This window comes from Glutamicibacter sp. 0426 (assembly GCF_001906485.1).
Taxonomy (GTDB): domain Bacteria; phylum Actinomycetota; class Actinomycetes; order Actinomycetales; family Micrococcaceae; genus Glutamicibacter; species Glutamicibacter nicotianae.
In genome coordinates this window covers 222,103-236,061 of the sequence record NZ_MPBI01000004.1, presented here as the reverse complement: position 1 = coordinate 236,061, position 13,959 = coordinate 222,103, and the positions used below count along the sequence as shown (strand labels likewise).

Here is a 13,959-nt window from a genome sequence, read left to right as displayed (position 1 = left end):
TTCTGGAAAGAGACGAATTTGAGTCTTCGCAACGCGCTGCTTTCGCTGCTGGTTGTTGAGCCGATGACCGGCTACGACCTGTACAAAGTGTTCGAATCCTCGGTAGGCCACGTCTGGCACGCGCCGGACTCGCAGATCTACCCCGAGCTCAAGCGCATGGAATCCGAAGGCCTGATTACGGGCCAAGATGTCCCGTGGGGCCAGCGTGGCAAGAAACGCCAATACACCATTACCAACGAGGGCATTGCCGAGTTCAAAGGCTGGATGAACACGCCGTTGGAGTACGCGCGCACCCGCGACCCCGCCCATCTCAAGGCGGCCTACCTGGAGTGGGCGGACCCCGAGGCCGCACGCGAGCAAATGCGCGGGCATATCACCCATTACCAGTCCCTGCTCAAGCAGTGGCAGGAGCGGATTGATGAATTGGAGCAAGGAACGAACTCCATGCTTGCCAAGCGCCTGAAAAGCACGCCGCGCAAGGATTGGGACGCCACCATCGCCTTTAAGCGCTTCACCTATGAGGGCCTGGTGTCCCGGGCAGAGGCCGAAATCCAGTGGGCCGAGCGCGGGCTTCAGCTCATTGACCGCTTGAACTCCTAGCAGCTGCCTGCAGATACAGGAAAGCCGCCGGCCCAGCAAGGACCGGCGGCGTTCTCGTGCTACTTGGGATTCGTCAGGAACTTCGTCTTGGCTTCCTCCGGGCGATGACCCTGCTTGGCCTTCTGGATTTCGGCATAGACGTGGTGGCGCAGCTCGGTGAACCGCGGCAGCGACCGGGTCTCCAACTGGTCGCGCTCGTCGGGCAGATCAATCAGGATATCCTCCTGCACCACGGTCGGCGACGAGGAAAGGATAATCACCCGCTGGCCCAGGTAGATCGATTCGTCGATGTCATGGGTGACGAACAGGACCGTCACGCCCAGCTTCTTCCAGACGTTGCGGATCAAGTCCTCCAAATCGGCACGCGTCTGCGCGTCAACTGCCGCGAACGGCTCATCCATCAGCAGCACTTCCGGCTGGTAGGCCACCGCGCGGGCGATGGCGACACGTTGCTGCATGCCGCCGGAGAGCTGCCACGGGTAGGACTTGGGCACATGGGCCAGCCCCACGGCCTCCAGCGCCTCGTCGACCAGCTTCTTGCGCTCGGTCTTGGGCACCCCCGCATTCTTCAGCGGCAGCTCGACATTGTCCGCCACGCGCAGCCACGGGAACAGCGAACGGCCGTATTCCTGGAAGACCACAGCCATTTTCTTCGGCGGACCGGTGACCTTCTGGCCATCGAGCAGCACCTCGCCGCTGGTCGCACCCAGCAGCCCGGCAATGCACTTGAGCAAGGTGGTCTTGCCCGAACCCGAGGGGCCGACCAGGCAGACCAGCTCGCCATGCCCCAAGTCGAAAGTCAGGTCGCGGACGGCCTCGATATCGCCGCCGTCGGTGTGGTAGACCTTCTTCAGCCCGCGTACCGACAGCAATGCTTCGCCATCCGGCAAGATGCGGCCGCCGGTAGTCCCATTCTGATTAGACAGCATTTTCAACCTCTTTCAGACCGTTGTACCAGCGCAGGACGCGGCGTTCGATCCACTGGAAAATAAATGACATGATGACACCGATCAGACCCAGCACCACGATGCCGGACCACATTTCGGGGACGGCGAAGGACCGCTGGAACTGGACGATGGCGAAGCCCAGGCCGGAGGAGGATGCGAACATCTCGGAAATGACCATGAGGATCAGGCCGATCGACAGGCACTGGCGGATGCCGGCCATGATGGTCGGTGTGGCGCTGGGCAGCACTTGGTAGCGGATCCGCGAGATGCCGCTGATCCCGTAGGAACGGCTTGTCTCGTTCTGCACCGGGTCGATGGCGCGCACGCCCTCGATGGTGTTCAGCAGCACCGGCCAGATGGCGCCGGAGATGATGACCGCAATCTTCATTCCGTCGTTGATGCCCACCAGCAGCATCAGCACCGGGATCAGCACCGGCGGCGGCAAGGCGCGGAAGAATTCGAAGACCGGCTCGGTAATGGCCCGCGCGGTGCGGTTCATACCCACCAGCAGGCCCAGCAGCACGCCGATCACGATGGCCCCGAGCACGCCGAAGACCAGCCGCTGGATGCTTGGCAGCACATCGGTGAACATGCGTTCGCCAATCCAGGTGTCGATGAACGTCGCAACCAAATCCGCAGGGGTGGGCACGAAGAAGCTCGCTCCGCCCGCGGTGGCGGCAACCCACCAGAGCACCAGCAGCACAGGCAGGGCCACGATGAAGATCAGTGACTTCACGGTTTTCATGCGATAATTTCCCCTCGAACCGAGGCGTGCCAGGACAGCACGCGCTTCTCGACCACGCGCATGCACAGGTTGATCACCACGCCCAGCAGGCCGGTGGCAACGATCAGCGCATACATTCCGGCAATGGCGCCGCCGGACTGCGCCAGCTGGATTTCCTTGCCCAGACCCGGGGAGCCGATGATCAGTTCAGCCGTGATCGCAAGGATCAGTGCCACCGCGGCACCCAGGCGGATGCCGGTCATCAGGTAGGGCAGCATGGTGGGAAAAATGACGTCACGGATGCGCTGGAAACGGGAGAACCCGTAGGAACGCGCGGTCTGCATCGCCACGTTGTCCACGTCCGCCACGCCGTAGAGCACCTGGATCAGCACCTGCCAGAAGCAGGCGTAGATGATCAGCATCAGCGAGGACTCGATCTTGGTGCCGAACAGCAGCACCGCGAGCGGGATCAGCGCCACCGAAGGAATCGGGCGCAGGAATTCAATCGTGGAGTTGGTGGCGCGGCGCAGGAAGGGCGACATGCCGATGACCAGTCCGAGCACCAGCGCCAGCAGCACGGCAGCCAGCAGGCCGATGAACCAGGCCAGCAAGGTTTCGCCCACGGCCACCCAGAAGACGGTCAGCGTGAGGTCGAAAGCCAAGGTCGCCAGCACTTCCGAGGCTGGCGGAAGGTACGCGGCCTGGACGATCCCCAGGGCCGGGAGCAATTCCCAGATGCCTAAGAAGACCACGATGCCGATCAGCCCCCACACGGCGTTGGGAACAGCTGAGCCGGTCCTAGCGCGCTTGGCCCTGCGCACCCGTGCCGGTACTGCGCTTGCGGCACTCATGGCAGCAGCTTCTCGATGTCAACCGGCTTGGACAAAGTTCCGTAGCTTTGCGCCGCGTCGCCGAGCTTCTGCACTGCTTCGCGGTTGAAGTCCGCGCGGAAGCGCGGGAGCACCATCCCGGCGCGGACGTCCTCGCTGATCTTGGTGTAGGTGCCCACGATGTCGCGGACCTCATCGGGGTGCTGTTGCGCGTAGTCCAGCGACTTGTTCATCGCCGTGGTGAATTTCAGCGTCACCTCGGGGTTCTCCTGCGCATACTGCGCGGAGGTGAAATATCCGGCAACATCGAGCTCCGGATCGAACTCGGCGAAGTTCGCCGAGAGCATCTTCGCCCCTGCGTCCATGGCCGAGCTCTGGAATGGCTCCAGGATCCAGGCCGCATCGACAATGCCGTTCTCCAGCGCCGCCGGGGCATCAGGGAACGGGACCTCGACGAATTCAATACTCTCCGGGTCTCCCCCGTCAGCCTCGACGATCGACTTGATGGTGGTGTCGCCGATATTCGACAGGTTGTTGACCGAAACCTTCTTGCCGGCCAGGTCCTTCGGCGAGGAGATCTTGGAATCGCCCTTGACCAGCACGGAACCGACATCGGAGCTTTCATCTCCCGTCGTGGAGATGCCATTGGCCACGAATTCCATGTCCAAGCCCTTGTCGTTGGCAACCATCACGGAAATGAGGTTCGAGAAGGCGAAATCGTAGCTGCCGGACTGGATCCCCGGCACTATGGCCGAACCGCCGGTGGCGGTTTCGATTTCCAGGTCCAGGCCTTCCTCGGCAAAGAAGCCTTTGGCTTCCCCGAGCCAGATGGGTGCGGTGTCCACGATCGGGATCACGCCGACGGTGATCTGCTCCAGGGATCCCTGGGCATCGGCGGAGCTGTCCGCCCCGCCACTGGGCGAGCCGGAGCCGCAGGCGGCCAGTGCGAGAACTGAGATGGAAGCGAGCGCGAGCTTGAACGAGTGTTTCATGGCAAATTCCCCCATTGAGGTGCGGTTGCTGCCGCGGACCCGGCTTCTGGGTCCGCGGCAGCGCGAATGCGAAGCGGTTGGATTACTTGATGACCAGCTGGTCCATGTCCGGGGCCTTGTCCAGGAATCCGAACTTGGCTGCCAGATCGCCGAGCTTGGTCAGTTCGGGAATCGGGGTCTCGGCGTTCCAGGTTTCCATTACCAGGCCTTCGGCCACCTTGGCGTCCATGTTGATGAAATCCGGGAGCATGGCGCGTGCTGCGTCCGGATCGCCTTCAGCCGTGTCGAGCACTTCTGCCATTGCGGCCTTCCAGTTCGTGATGACTTCGGGGTTCTCCGCGGCGAATTTGCCGCTGGTGAAGCTGACCATGGTCGGCATGCCGACAATGGCGTCCTGGTTCGGGTAGCCCACCAATTCGTTGTCCTTGTTGGCCAGCGCACGGGAGAGGAACGGCTCGGGAACCCAGATCGCGTCGACATTGCCGCGGTCCAGCTGGGCTTCCATATCCGGGAACGGCATTTCACTGAACTTCAGGTCCTCGGGATTGGCACCGTCCATTTCCGCCGATTCCATGATGGTCAGATCCCCTTGGGTGCGCAGCGCGTTGACCGACGTGGTCTTCCCGGCCAGGTCCTTCCAGCCGCCGATATTCGAGCCCTTGCGGGCAACTACGCCGTTGACGTCTTCGCCGGAGGAGCGGGAAGCGGAGTAGCCGGTGACGATCTTCATATCCAGGCCTTTGTCCGCGGCGGTCATCACCGACAGCGGGTTGCCTACGGCAATCGCCAATTCGCCGGTGGACACTGCTGGCAGCATCGCCGCGCCGGCATTGGAGGTGCTCAGCTCTACATCCAACCCGTGCTTCTCGAAGGTGCCGGCATCGATGCCCTGCTGCACTGCTACCGACGGCGCGATGGGCAGGATGCCCACGGTAATCTTGGTCAACGAGCCGTCTTCAGCAGCTGCCGAATTACTTCCCTCGGATCCCTCCGAGCCGGAGAGCGACCCTCCGCCGCAGCCAACCAGGCCCAATGACAGGACCGCCGCACCTGCGAGCAATGTAGACCAGCGCTTATTCATGTTTCCCCCTAGAAAGCCAGTGCCCCGGTCCCCATTGGCGGACCGCGAATTGCGTGTGATTTGAGACACATATCCAGACTAGATCAATCATTGAAAAAGTCAATGGTTGATCTTATAACGATTTAACTTCAGGGATTCCTGGCCAGATCCTGTCCGATGGCCAACGCGTTCCAGCCCGAGCGCTTCCGGAAGCGCCCGGGCTGGGAATCCTCAGCTGTACTGCTTGCGCAGATCCGCTTTGCGGATCTTGCCGCTGGCCGTGCGAGGCAGTTCCTCGAGGAATACTGCTGTACGCGGAATCTTGTAGCGTGCCAACCGACCATCGAGATGTGCCATGATGCCTTCTTGGGACATTGAGCTGCCGGGCTTGAGCACGACGATTGCGCGCGGCACTTCGCCCCATTTGTCATCCGGGATCCCGATGACAGCGACAGACTCGACTTCGGGCAGCTCCATGATGGCTTGCTCGACTTCTGCCGGATAGATGTTCTCTCCGCCGGAGATAATCATGTCCTTCAGGCGGTCCGAGATGAACAGGAAACCCTCCTCGTCCACATGCCCGATATCCCCTGAACGGAACCAGTCGGGTTCGTAGAATGACCCAGCCGTCGCTTCGGGACGGTTCCAGTATTCCTTGATGACGTTGGGACCGCTGATCAGGATTTCGCCGACCTCGCCGGCGGACAATTCATTGCCCAGTGAATCGGCGATACGGATATCGGTGAAGAAGTGCGGCAAGCCGGCCGAACCCATTTTCGGACGCGAATGCACCGCCTGCAGCAACGTGGCCCCCGGCGCGGTTTCGGTCAGCCCGTACCCGCCGCTGAATCCCAGTCCGCGGGCTTCGTAGGCTTCCAGCACGCGCAGCGGCACGGCCGAGCCACCGCAGGTGAGCATCTGCAGCGAGGATAAGTCCGTGTTCGCCCAATTCTCATGCTCGGCCAGCAGCTGGAAGGTGGTTGGCACTCCCGAAAGCTGAGTGACCTGATAGCGTTCCACAGCATCCAGGACCGCCGCTGGTTCGAAGCGTTCCTGCAGCACTACTGTTCCGCCCTTGAGCAGCATCGGCAGCGCGCCCATGCCAAGGGCCGCCACATGGAACAGCGGAGCGATGAGCAGGACCACCGATGTGCTGGTGATGTCGTAGTCCACGATGACGTTATAGGAATTCCAGGTCATGTTCGCGTGGGTGAGCACCGCACCCTTGGGGGTGCCTGTGGTGCCCGAGGTATATAGGATGATGGCCGGGTCTTCGAGTTCCACGGCCAGATCCCGGTGCGTGGCGTCGCCAGACTGCAAAGCCAGCTCGTAGGAGCTGTCTTCGCAGGGGACCAGCGCAACGTCCCATGCCTGGGCCACCGGGCTGCCCTCGATGGCTGCATGCGCTTCTGCGGCGAAGTTCTCGACATAGATCAGCACCTCACTGCCCGAATCGCGCAAGGCGAAGTTAAGTTCCCTCGGAGCCAAGCGCACGTTGAGCGGAACGAACAGCGCTCCAAGCTGCGTGGCGGCGAACATGGTCTCCAGATAGGCGGCGTGGTTGGCCCCGAGGAACGCCACCCGGCTGCCCCGGGTGATCCCCTGGGCGGCCAAGGCGCTGCTGAGCTTGTCGATGCGTTCGGCGAGCTGAGCGTAAGTCAGGCTGACTCCCGCATGGATCACTGCAACCTGCTGCGCGGACTTCACCCGGCGCCGGTGGATCCAGTTGCCAAACCCCTTATTCAACATCTGTCACTCTTTTCGTTAGGTCGATCGATGCGGTGCAGCACAGGCCCAGCAGTGCTGCGCGCTAGGCGTAGAAGCGGTAGATCCCGCGGGAGACGACGGCCGGCTTCGTGCCGCCCTCCACCTCAACCACCTGGTCTACGGCGATCTGGTAGCCGCCCTTGACCTCTTCCACCTCGGCGATTTGAGCCTTCATGCGGACCTTGGAGCCCACTGGCACGGGCGATGGGAAACGGACTTTTTCCAGGCCGTAGTTGACCTTGGTCTTCACGCCGGTGACGTCGAAGAGCTCGCTCCAGAAGGCGATCTGGAGGCTCAAGGTCAAGTAGCCGTGGGCGATCGGACCGCCGAAGGGGCCGTCCTTGGCCTTTTCCGGATCGGTATGGATCCACTGATGGTCATCGGTTGCGTCAGCGAAGGTGTTGACCTGCTCCTGCGTGACCACGCGGTATTCGCTGTACCCCAAGTCCTTGCCCTCGGCGGTGGCGAGGTCTGCGTAATCCAAAATGGTCGGTGCCATGGTATTTCTCCTGATGTTGTAATGGTTGATTGCTAATGAGCTGTGCTGCAGAAGTCAGCGGAAGGCGCTGACGCCGGTAATGGCCCGGCCGATGATCAGCGAATTGATCTCGTGGGTGCCCTCGTAGGAATAGATGGCTTCGGCATCCGCGTGATGGCGGGCCACGCTGTTCTCCAGCAAGATCCCGTTGCCGCCGCATACTTCCCTGGCCAGCGCCGCGGTCTCGCGCAGCATCCGGGCCGTGAACATCTTGGCCATCGCCGAGTTCTCGTCGCGGTAGATGCCTGCTTCCTGCTGCTGGGTCAGCCGCACCACCATGGCCAAGCTGGCGGTGGCATTGGAGAGCATATGCGCCAGTTTTTCCTGGACGAGCTGGAAGGAGCCCAGCGGCTTGCCGAACTGGCTGCGCTTGGCGACATAGTCGCGGGCCGATTCATAGGCCCCGAAGCACACGCCGGTGGCAATCCAGGCGACATCCGAGCGCATATTGCGCAGGCAGGCCGCGACATCCGCGAAGGAGTTGATCTTCTCCAGACGGGCGGAGGCCGAAACCCAGACTCCGGACAGCTCGATATCCGCGTTCTGCATGATGCGCAGGCTGGTCTTGCCCGGGATTTTGCTGATCTTCACGCCCGGCGCATTCGTTGGCACCAGGAAGCACTTGACCTGGGAGTCAGCCTCGTCGCGGGCGAAAACCGCCAGAACATCTGCCTGGCCGGCGCCGCCGATCCAGCGTTTTGCCCCGTTGATCAGCCAGCCGTCTTCCCCGTCGCGCTGTTCCCGCTTGGCTGAGGTTGCCAGCCCGCCGGCGATGTCCGAGCCGTGCTCCGGCTCGGTCAGGGCAAACACGCCCTTGTAGGTGAAGGACGTGATCTGCGGTTCCAGCTGCGCCACCTGCTCTGGGCTTCCGCCGAGATTCACAGTGGTGCGGAACAGTCCCGATTGCGCGTTGTAGAAGGTGGCGACCGAGGCATCCATACGACCCAGTTCGAAGTTGCGGAAACCGGCGTAGAGGCCCGTGGGCCGCTCGCCAGCCTGGAGCACTTCGGCTGGTTCCATCAGCTGGGCGTCGACCAGCGGCGCGACGATCTGCTCCGGGAATTCCCCGCGTTCCCAGTACTCATCGAGCACCGGGCGCACGTACTCCTGAAGCAGGCCACGCAGACGCGACAACGCGCTGCGCTCGGCCTCGCTGAGCAAGTCCGTGAATCCGTAGAAGTCACTGGTGGCTACGGCTTCCATCAGCCCTCCACCCCCAGCACGCGCAGTGCATTGCCCTTCAGGATTCCCGGCCGGACCTCGTCCCTCAGCTCCAGATCGGCAAATGCGCCCAGCCATTTCTGCGGGGTGATCAGCGGGAAGTCGGTGCCGAACAGCAACTTGCGCGAAAGCACATTATTCCCCATTTTCACCAGCGAGGCCGGGAAGTACTTGGGGCTCCAGCCCGAGAGGTCGATGTAGACATTCGCCTTGTGCGTGGCAATCGAGTTCGCCTCGTCCTGCCACGGCACCGAAGGGTGCGCCATGATGATGACCAGGTGAGGGAAGTCCGCGGCAACATCGTCCAGCAGCAGCGGATTGGAATAGCGCAGCTTGATGCCTCGGCCGCCGGGAAGCCCTGCGCCCATTCCGTTCTGCCCGGTGTGGAAGATGCAGGGCAGGCGCAGTTCCTGCAGCGTCTCCCAGAGCGGGTAGAAGCTTTCATCGCTCGGGTCGAAACCCTGCAATGACGGATGGAACTTGAAGCCGCGCACGCCCAAGGTCTCGGCCTGGTACCGTGCGTCTTCAATTGCCTGCTTGCCGCGGCGCGGATCCACCGAACCGAAGGGAATCAGCACGTCATTGTTCCGCGCGCACCCTTCCACCAGGTCCTCGATGGAGTTCGGCTCATGGCCCAGTGCGGTGCGCGCATCGACCGTGAAGACCACCGCTGCCATCTTCTGCTCGCGATAGAGCTGCGCAATGCTGTCGATGGACGGGGTCCGGTCCTCCGACTTGAAATAGGCCGCCGAGGCATCGAAGAGGTCTTCCGGCATGGCCTTGTGGCCGCATTCGTCGACTTCAAGATGCACGTGCATATCGATGGCGTCCAAAGCCGCGAAGTCGACTCCTAATTCATAGCGTGCAGTCACGGGTTTTCCTCCGGAGGTTACTTGGCTGGTTCTGGGCGGAGTTCTTCAGGAAGCTCCGGGAACTTCTCGCCAACGGACTGCTGGTTGCCCGCGAAGGGGAACCGTTCCTGAAGTGTTGCATAGTCCCAGCCGCCGTCGTTGAATTCCGAGGCGATGGCCTCTGGGTGGCTCCACAGCTGCAGGCGGTCGCCGCCGGCGCCAATAGCCTGGCCAGTGATGCCGCCTGCTTCCTCGGAAGCCAGGAATGCGATCAGTCCGGCCACATCGTCTGCGGTGCCGAAGCCCAGATCCTTGCGGAAGAAGTCAGGCATGGTTTCGCCGCGCTCATCAGCCTCGACGGCCTTGGCGAAATACGGAACGGTCTTGGTCATTTCGGTGGCAGCCACCGGGATGACAGCGTTGACGGCGATGCCGGCGCGCTTCATTTCCAGCGCCCAGGTGCGCACCATGCCCACGATGCCGGCCTTGGCTGCCGAGTAGTTGGTCTGCCCGAAGTTGCCGCGCTGCCCGGTCGGTGAACCGATGGCGATAATGCGGCCGCGGATATCGTTCTCCTTGAAGTAGGCGTAGGCCTCGCGGACGCAAGTGAAGGTGCCACGCAGGTGGACGTTGATGACCAGGTCGAAATCCTCATCGGTCATCTTCAGCAGCGACTTGTCGCGCAGCACCCCTGCATTGGTCACCAGGATGTCCAAGCGGCCGAAGTTCTCGACTGCGCCAGCCACCAGCGCCTTGGCGGCTTCGGTGGAGCCGACGGCCGCGACGATGCCGGCGGCTTTGCCGCCGGCTGCGGCAATGGAGGAAACTGCAGCTTCCACAGCAGCTGGGTCAACATCGTTGATGATGACCGCCGCGCCCTGGCGAGCCAATTCTTGCGCGTAGCTCAGACCCAGTCCGCGTCCGCTTCCGGTGACGATGGCAACTTTTCCTGCTAGCGACATGAGTTCTCCATTTCAATGGGTGTTTCGATTGCTCCCCCTTGGTAGAAAGTGGGAACCTTGACTACATACATAAGATCTTTAATCCTTGAGAAAGTCAATGGTTTATTTTTTCATGAAAAGTGGGGATAGTGGAGTGAGCAATAAAATCACCGCCAAATCAGCGAAGGAAGAACAGTTCATGAAATGCGATCTCGTGCAGGAGCTGAACTTCCTGGTGGCGCGCATGCGCTCCCTGGGATCAAGCCGGGCCAACCAAGCACTGAAGCCCCTGGGCTTGAAGGTGCGGTCCTACTCGGTGCTCTCGCTGGCCTGCAGCGACATCGTGCCAACCCAGCGCGATCTGGCAGAATTCCTGGCCCTGGATCCCAGCCAGATCGTCCCTCTGGTGGACGGCTTGGAATCCAGCGGGCTGGTCACGCGCATGCCGGATCCCAAGGATCGCCGCTCCAAGGTCATCGTGGCCACGGACGCCGGGCGCAAGCTCTACGCGCAGGCCAGGAAGGTTACCAAGGCGAACGAAAACGAAACCCTCGAGGCGCTCACCCCCGATGAACGCCTCCAGCTGCGCGACCTGCTATCCCGCGTGGCGTTGGCCGAAACGCAGTAGCCATTCCTTGATTATTCTCATTCATTGAGAACTTGGCTGTCGGCCAGGTCACCCGCATCGCATGCTTGTGGAAGTTCCCCAATACTTCCCTCGGCCATATGACCCCGCCCGGCAACGCAGCCGGCCGCACGGCTCACGGCCCAGACGACAGCAAGGCAAGGTCCCATGGTCCAGAATCCACGCATCCTCAAGACCAAGGTCGGCATCATCGGCGGCGGTCCGGCCGGGCTCATGCTTTCGCATCTGCTGGCCAAGACCGGCATCGATAACATCGTCGTGGAAATGCGCGACCACGAAACCATCCGCAACACCCACCGCGCCGGAATCCTCGAAGCCCAGGCGGTGCAGATGCTCACCGAGTCCGGCGTCGACGGCCGCGTGCTCACCGACGGCGACGAGCACGCAGGCATCGACCTGCGCTTCAACGGCGAATCCCACCCGCTGGACTTCCGCGACCTGGTGGACGCCACCGTCACCCTCTACGCGCAGAACGAGGTGTTCGTGGATCTGTCCGCGGCCCGCCACCGCGACCAGGGCGACGTGCGCTACTCCTGCGAGGTCACCGAGATCCTCGACATGGAGACCACCACCCCGAAGTTCCGCTTCACCGACGCCGAGGGCACCGAGTTCGAAGTGCACGCTGATGTGATCGTCGGTGCCGACGGCTCGCGCTCCTTCGCCCGCCGCCAGATGCCCGAGACCGTCAAGCAGGACTTCAAGGTCACCTACCCCTTCGCCTGGTTCGGCATCCTCACCGAAGCGCCGAAGTCCGCACCCGAGCTGATCTACGCCAACTCCCCGCATGGCTTCGCGCTGATCTCCCAGCGCAGCGAAACCGTGCAGCGCATGTACTTCCAGTGCGATCCGAACGAAGACGTGAACGCCTGGAGCGATGACCGCATCTGGGCCGAACTGCAAAAGCGCGTGGACGGGCCGGATGACTTCCAGCTGAAGACCGGGCCGATCTTCGACAAGACCGTGCTGGGCTTCCGCTCCTTCGTGCGCGAACCGCTCTCCCACGGGCGCCTGTTCCTGATCGGCGACGCCGGGCACACCGTCCCGCCCACCGGCGCCAAGGGCCTGAACCTGGCCTTCGCCGATGTGAAGGTGCTCTTCGAAGCGCTGGATTCCTACTTCTCCACCGGCAGCGACCAGCTGCTGGAAGGCTACTCCGACCTCGCGCTGAAGCGGGTGTGGAAGGCGCAGAACTTCTCCTACTGGATGACCTCCATGCTCCACACCCCGGTAGGCGGCGACCCGTTCATGGCCAAGCGCGCCCTGGGCGAGCTGGAAACCGTCACCTCCTCGCGGTTCGGCCAGCAGTACCTGGCCGAGTCCTACACCGGCTGGCCCCACGCCTGAACTCCCTGACTTACCACCGCATCCTTGAAAGGAGCCCGCATTGAGCACCGGCACCACGCACCAGGACGGCACCGAGGCCGAATCCTTCGCCAACTCGCATCTGCTGGACCCGGCGGCAACCACCGCCAGCCAGGATGAGATCAGCGGCGAAATCGCAGACATCCACGAGGCCTACCGCCAGGAAGTCCTGGCCGGCAAGAAGGCCGAAACCCAGCCGCGCATCGATTTCGCCCCCTACCGCTCCTCGCTGCTGCGCCACCCGACCAAGAACCTGCATCACGCGGATCCGGAAACCATCGAGCTGCACTCCCCGGCCTTCGGCCAGCGCGACGTGCACGCACTGGAATCGGATCTGACCATCCAGCACAACGGCGAGCCGATCGGCGAGCGCATTGTGGTGGCAGGCCGCGTGCTGGATGGCGACGGCCGCCCGGTGGCCGGGCAGCTGGTGGAAATCTGGCAGGCCAACGCCGCCGGCCGCTACATCCACAAGCGCGACCAGCATCCGGCCCCGATCGACCCGAACTTCACCGGCGTAGGCCGGGCGATCACCGGCCCGAACGGCGAATACTCGTTCACCACCATCAAGCCGGCGCCGTACCCGTGGAAGAACCACCACAACGCCTGGCGCCCGGCGCACATCCACTTCTCGCTGTTCGGCACCGATTTCACCCAGCGCATGATCACCCAGATGTACTTCCCCGGCGATCCGCTGTTCGCGCTGGATCCGATCTACCAGTCGATCACCGATGCGAAGGCCCGCGACCGCCTGGTCGCCACCTACGACCATTCGCTGACCAGCCACGAATGGGCCACCGGCTACAACTGGGACATCGTGCTCACCGGCAGCAACCGCACCTGGATGGAAGACGAAGAGGGAGAGCACTAAATGGCACAGGCACCTGAACTGAAACTCGTCCCGACCCCGGGACAGACCATCGGCCCGTTCTACGGCTATGCATTGCCCTTCGAGAAGGACAACGAGCTGGCCAGCCAGGCCAACCCGAACTCGGTGCGCCTGCACGGGGTCATCACCGATGGCAACGGCGAGGTCATCCCGGACGCGCTGCTGGAAATCTGGCAGGCCGACGAGCACGGCAAGGTCGTCTCGCGCGACGGTTCGCTGGTCCGCGACGGCTACACCTTCACCGGGTGGGGCCGCGTGGCCGTGGACAACGTCGGGCACTACACCTTCACCACGGTGAACCCTGGCCCCACCGAAGAAGGCAAGGCGCCGTTCATCATGCTCACGGTCTTCGCCCGCGGCCTGCTCAACCGGCTGTTCACCCGCATCTACCTGCCGGAGGACACGCAAGCGCTGGCCAATGACCCGCTGCTGGCATCGCTGAGCGAAGCAGAACGCTCCACGCTGATCGCCACCCGCGAACAGGACGGCTCGCTGCGCTTCGACATCCGGTTGCAGGGCGAGAACGAGACGGTGTTCCTGTCCTACCCGCGCGAAAGCTAGAACCCATCGCACCACCCCGCCAGGCTGCCC

General features: G+C 62.7%; 15 protein-coding genes. 5 read left to right on the top strand and 10 right to left on the bottom strand.

The genetic code is table 11. From position 1 onward, the window contains the following. Positions 1–18: 18 nt before the first annotated feature. Positions 19–600 carry a PadR family transcriptional regulator gene (locus BKX98_RS12165; RefSeq protein ID WP_073707425.1) on the top strand — a complete coding sequence of 194 codons (582 nt, stop codon included), beginning with the start codon at positions 19–21 and terminating at the stop codon, positions 598–600. Positions 601–659: 59 nt separating this feature from the next. On the opposite strand, the gene BKX98_RS12160 is transcribed toward BKX98_RS12165, so the two are convergent. The 10 genes from BKX98_RS12160 to BKX98_RS12115 form a co-directional block, all read right to left on the bottom strand. After that, the gene (locus BKX98_RS12160) at positions 660–1,529 is read right to left on the bottom strand and encodes an ABC transporter ATP-binding protein (protein ID WP_073707424.1); all 870 of its coding nucleotides are present in this window, start codon (positions 1,527–1,529) and stop codon (positions 660–662) included. Beyond that, entirely contained in the window at positions 1,519–2,292 is a 774-nt protein-coding gene (locus BKX98_RS12155; protein WP_083586849.1) for an ABC transporter permease, read from the bottom strand. The genes BKX98_RS12160 and BKX98_RS12155 overlap by 11 nt, the downstream gene beginning before the upstream one ends. Continuing rightward, the gene (locus BKX98_RS12150; RefSeq protein WP_073707422.1) at positions 2,289–3,122 is read right to left on the bottom strand and encodes an ABC transporter permease; all 834 of its coding nucleotides are present in this window, start codon (positions 3,120–3,122) and stop codon (positions 2,289–2,291) included. Before BKX98_RS12150 ends, BKX98_RS12155 begins: the two co-directional genes overlap by 4 nt. Then, positions 3,119–4,093 (bottom strand): ABC transporter substrate-binding protein, encoded by a 975-nt coding sequence (locus tag BKX98_RS12145; RefSeq protein WP_073707512.1) that lies wholly within the window; start codon positions 4,091–4,093, stop codon positions 3,119–3,121. Before BKX98_RS12145 ends, BKX98_RS12150 begins: the two co-directional genes overlap by 4 nt. Before the next feature lie 82 nt (positions 4,094–4,175). Beyond that, positions 4,176–5,174: an ABC transporter substrate-binding protein gene (locus BKX98_RS12140; RefSeq protein WP_073707421.1), complete on the bottom strand. Its 999-nt coding sequence runs from the start codon at positions 5,172–5,174 to the stop codon at positions 4,176–4,178. Positions 5,175–5,384: 210 nt separating this feature from the next. Beyond that, positions 5,385–6,902: a long-chain fatty acid--CoA ligase gene (locus tag BKX98_RS12135; RefSeq protein ID WP_073707420.1), complete on the bottom strand. Its 1,518-nt coding sequence runs from the start codon at positions 6,900–6,902 to the stop codon at positions 5,385–5,387. Between the two features lie 61 nt (positions 6,903–6,963). After that, a complete protein-coding gene (locus tag BKX98_RS12130; RefSeq protein WP_073707419.1) occupies positions 6,964–7,419 on the bottom strand; it encodes a MaoC family dehydratase in 456 nt (151 codons plus the stop codon). Between the two features lie 54 nt (positions 7,420–7,473). Beyond that, positions 7,474–8,661 carry an acyl-CoA dehydrogenase family protein gene (locus tag BKX98_RS12125; protein ID WP_073707418.1) on the bottom strand — a complete coding sequence of 396 codons (1,188 nt, stop codon included), beginning with the start codon at positions 8,659–8,661 and terminating at the stop codon, positions 7,474–7,476. Then, positions 8,661–9,551 (bottom strand): amidohydrolase family protein, encoded by an 891-nt coding sequence (locus BKX98_RS12120; RefSeq protein WP_168201925.1) that lies wholly within the window; start codon positions 9,549–9,551, stop codon positions 8,661–8,663. The genes BKX98_RS12125 and BKX98_RS12120 overlap by 1 nt, the downstream gene beginning before the upstream one ends. 17 nt (positions 9,552–9,568) lie before the next feature. Beyond that, positions 9,569–10,492: an SDR family NAD(P)-dependent oxidoreductase gene (locus BKX98_RS12115; protein WP_073707417.1), complete on the bottom strand. Its 924-nt coding sequence runs from the start codon at positions 10,490–10,492 to the stop codon at positions 9,569–9,571. Positions 10,493–10,625: 133 nt separating this feature from the next. Between BKX98_RS12115 and BKX98_RS12110 the strand changes: the two genes are divergently transcribed. From BKX98_RS12110 to pcaG, 4 genes are all read left to right on the top strand, one after another. Then, positions 10,626–11,099, top strand: coding sequence for a MarR family winged helix-turn-helix transcriptional regulator (locus tag BKX98_RS12110; protein ID WP_223308868.1), 474 nt, complete (start codon positions 10,626–10,628; stop codon positions 11,097–11,099). Between the two features lie 165 nt (positions 11,100–11,264). Then, entirely contained in the window at positions 11,265–12,461 is a 1,197-nt protein-coding gene (locus BKX98_RS12105; RefSeq protein ID WP_073707416.1) for a 4-hydroxybenzoate 3-monooxygenase, read from the top strand. A 40-nt stretch (positions 12,462–12,501) separates the two neighbouring features. Continuing rightward, on the top strand, positions 12,502–13,350 hold the full coding sequence (gene pcaH, locus BKX98_RS12100) for a protocatechuate 3,4-dioxygenase subunit beta (protein ID WP_038992451.1): 849 nt from the start codon (positions 12,502–12,504) through the stop codon (positions 13,348–13,350). Continuing rightward, a complete protein-coding gene (gene pcaG / locus BKX98_RS12095) occupies positions 13,351–13,929 on the top strand; it encodes a protocatechuate 3,4-dioxygenase subunit alpha (RefSeq protein WP_038992453.1) in 579 nt (192 codons plus the stop codon). Positions 13,930–13,959 lie beyond the last annotated feature (30 nt).

What these genes read in the sequence shown, in the direction of transcription:
- pcaG (WP_038992453.1), top strand. Translation starts at nt 13,351, where the DNA reads ATGGCACAGGCACCTGAACTGAAACTCGTCCCGACCCCGGGACAGACC.
- BKX98_RS12145 (WP_073707512.1), bottom strand. Translation starts at nt 4,093, where the DNA reads ATGAAACACTCGTTCAAGCTCGCGCTCGCTTCCATCTCAGTTCTCGCA.
- BKX98_RS12115 (WP_073707417.1), bottom strand. Translation starts at nt 10,492, where the DNA reads ATGTCGCTAGCAGGAAAAGTTGCCATCGTCACCGGAAGCGGACGCGGA.
- BKX98_RS12105 (WP_073707416.1), top strand. Translation starts at nt 11,265, where the DNA reads ATGGTCCAGAATCCACGCATCCTCAAGACCAAGGTCGGCATCATCGGC.
- BKX98_RS12140 (WP_073707421.1), bottom strand. Translation starts at nt 5,174, where the DNA reads ATGAATAAGCGCTGGTCTACATTGCTCGCAGGTGCGGCGGTCCTGTCA.
- BKX98_RS12155 (WP_083586849.1), bottom strand. Translation starts at nt 2,292, where the DNA reads ATGAAAACCGTGAAGTCACTGATCTTCATCGTGGCCCTGCCTGTGCTG.
- BKX98_RS12160 (WP_073707424.1), bottom strand. Translation starts at nt 1,529, where the DNA reads ATGCTGTCTAATCAGAATGGGACTACCGGCGGCCGCATCTTGCCGGAT.
- BKX98_RS12150 (WP_073707422.1), bottom strand. Translation starts at nt 3,122, where the DNA reads ATGAGTGCCGCAAGCGCAGTACCGGCACGGGTGCGCAGGGCCAAGCGC.
- BKX98_RS12125 (WP_073707418.1), bottom strand. Translation starts at nt 8,661, where the DNA reads ATGGAAGCCGTAGCCACCAGTGACTTCTACGGATTCACGGACTTGCTC.
- BKX98_RS12130 (WP_073707419.1), bottom strand. Translation starts at nt 7,419, where the DNA reads ATGGCACCGACCATTTTGGATTACGCAGACCTCGCCACCGCCGAGGGC.
- BKX98_RS12135 (WP_073707420.1), bottom strand. Translation starts at nt 6,902, where the DNA reads ATGTTGAATAAGGGGTTTGGCAACTGGATCCACCGGCGCCGGGTGAAG.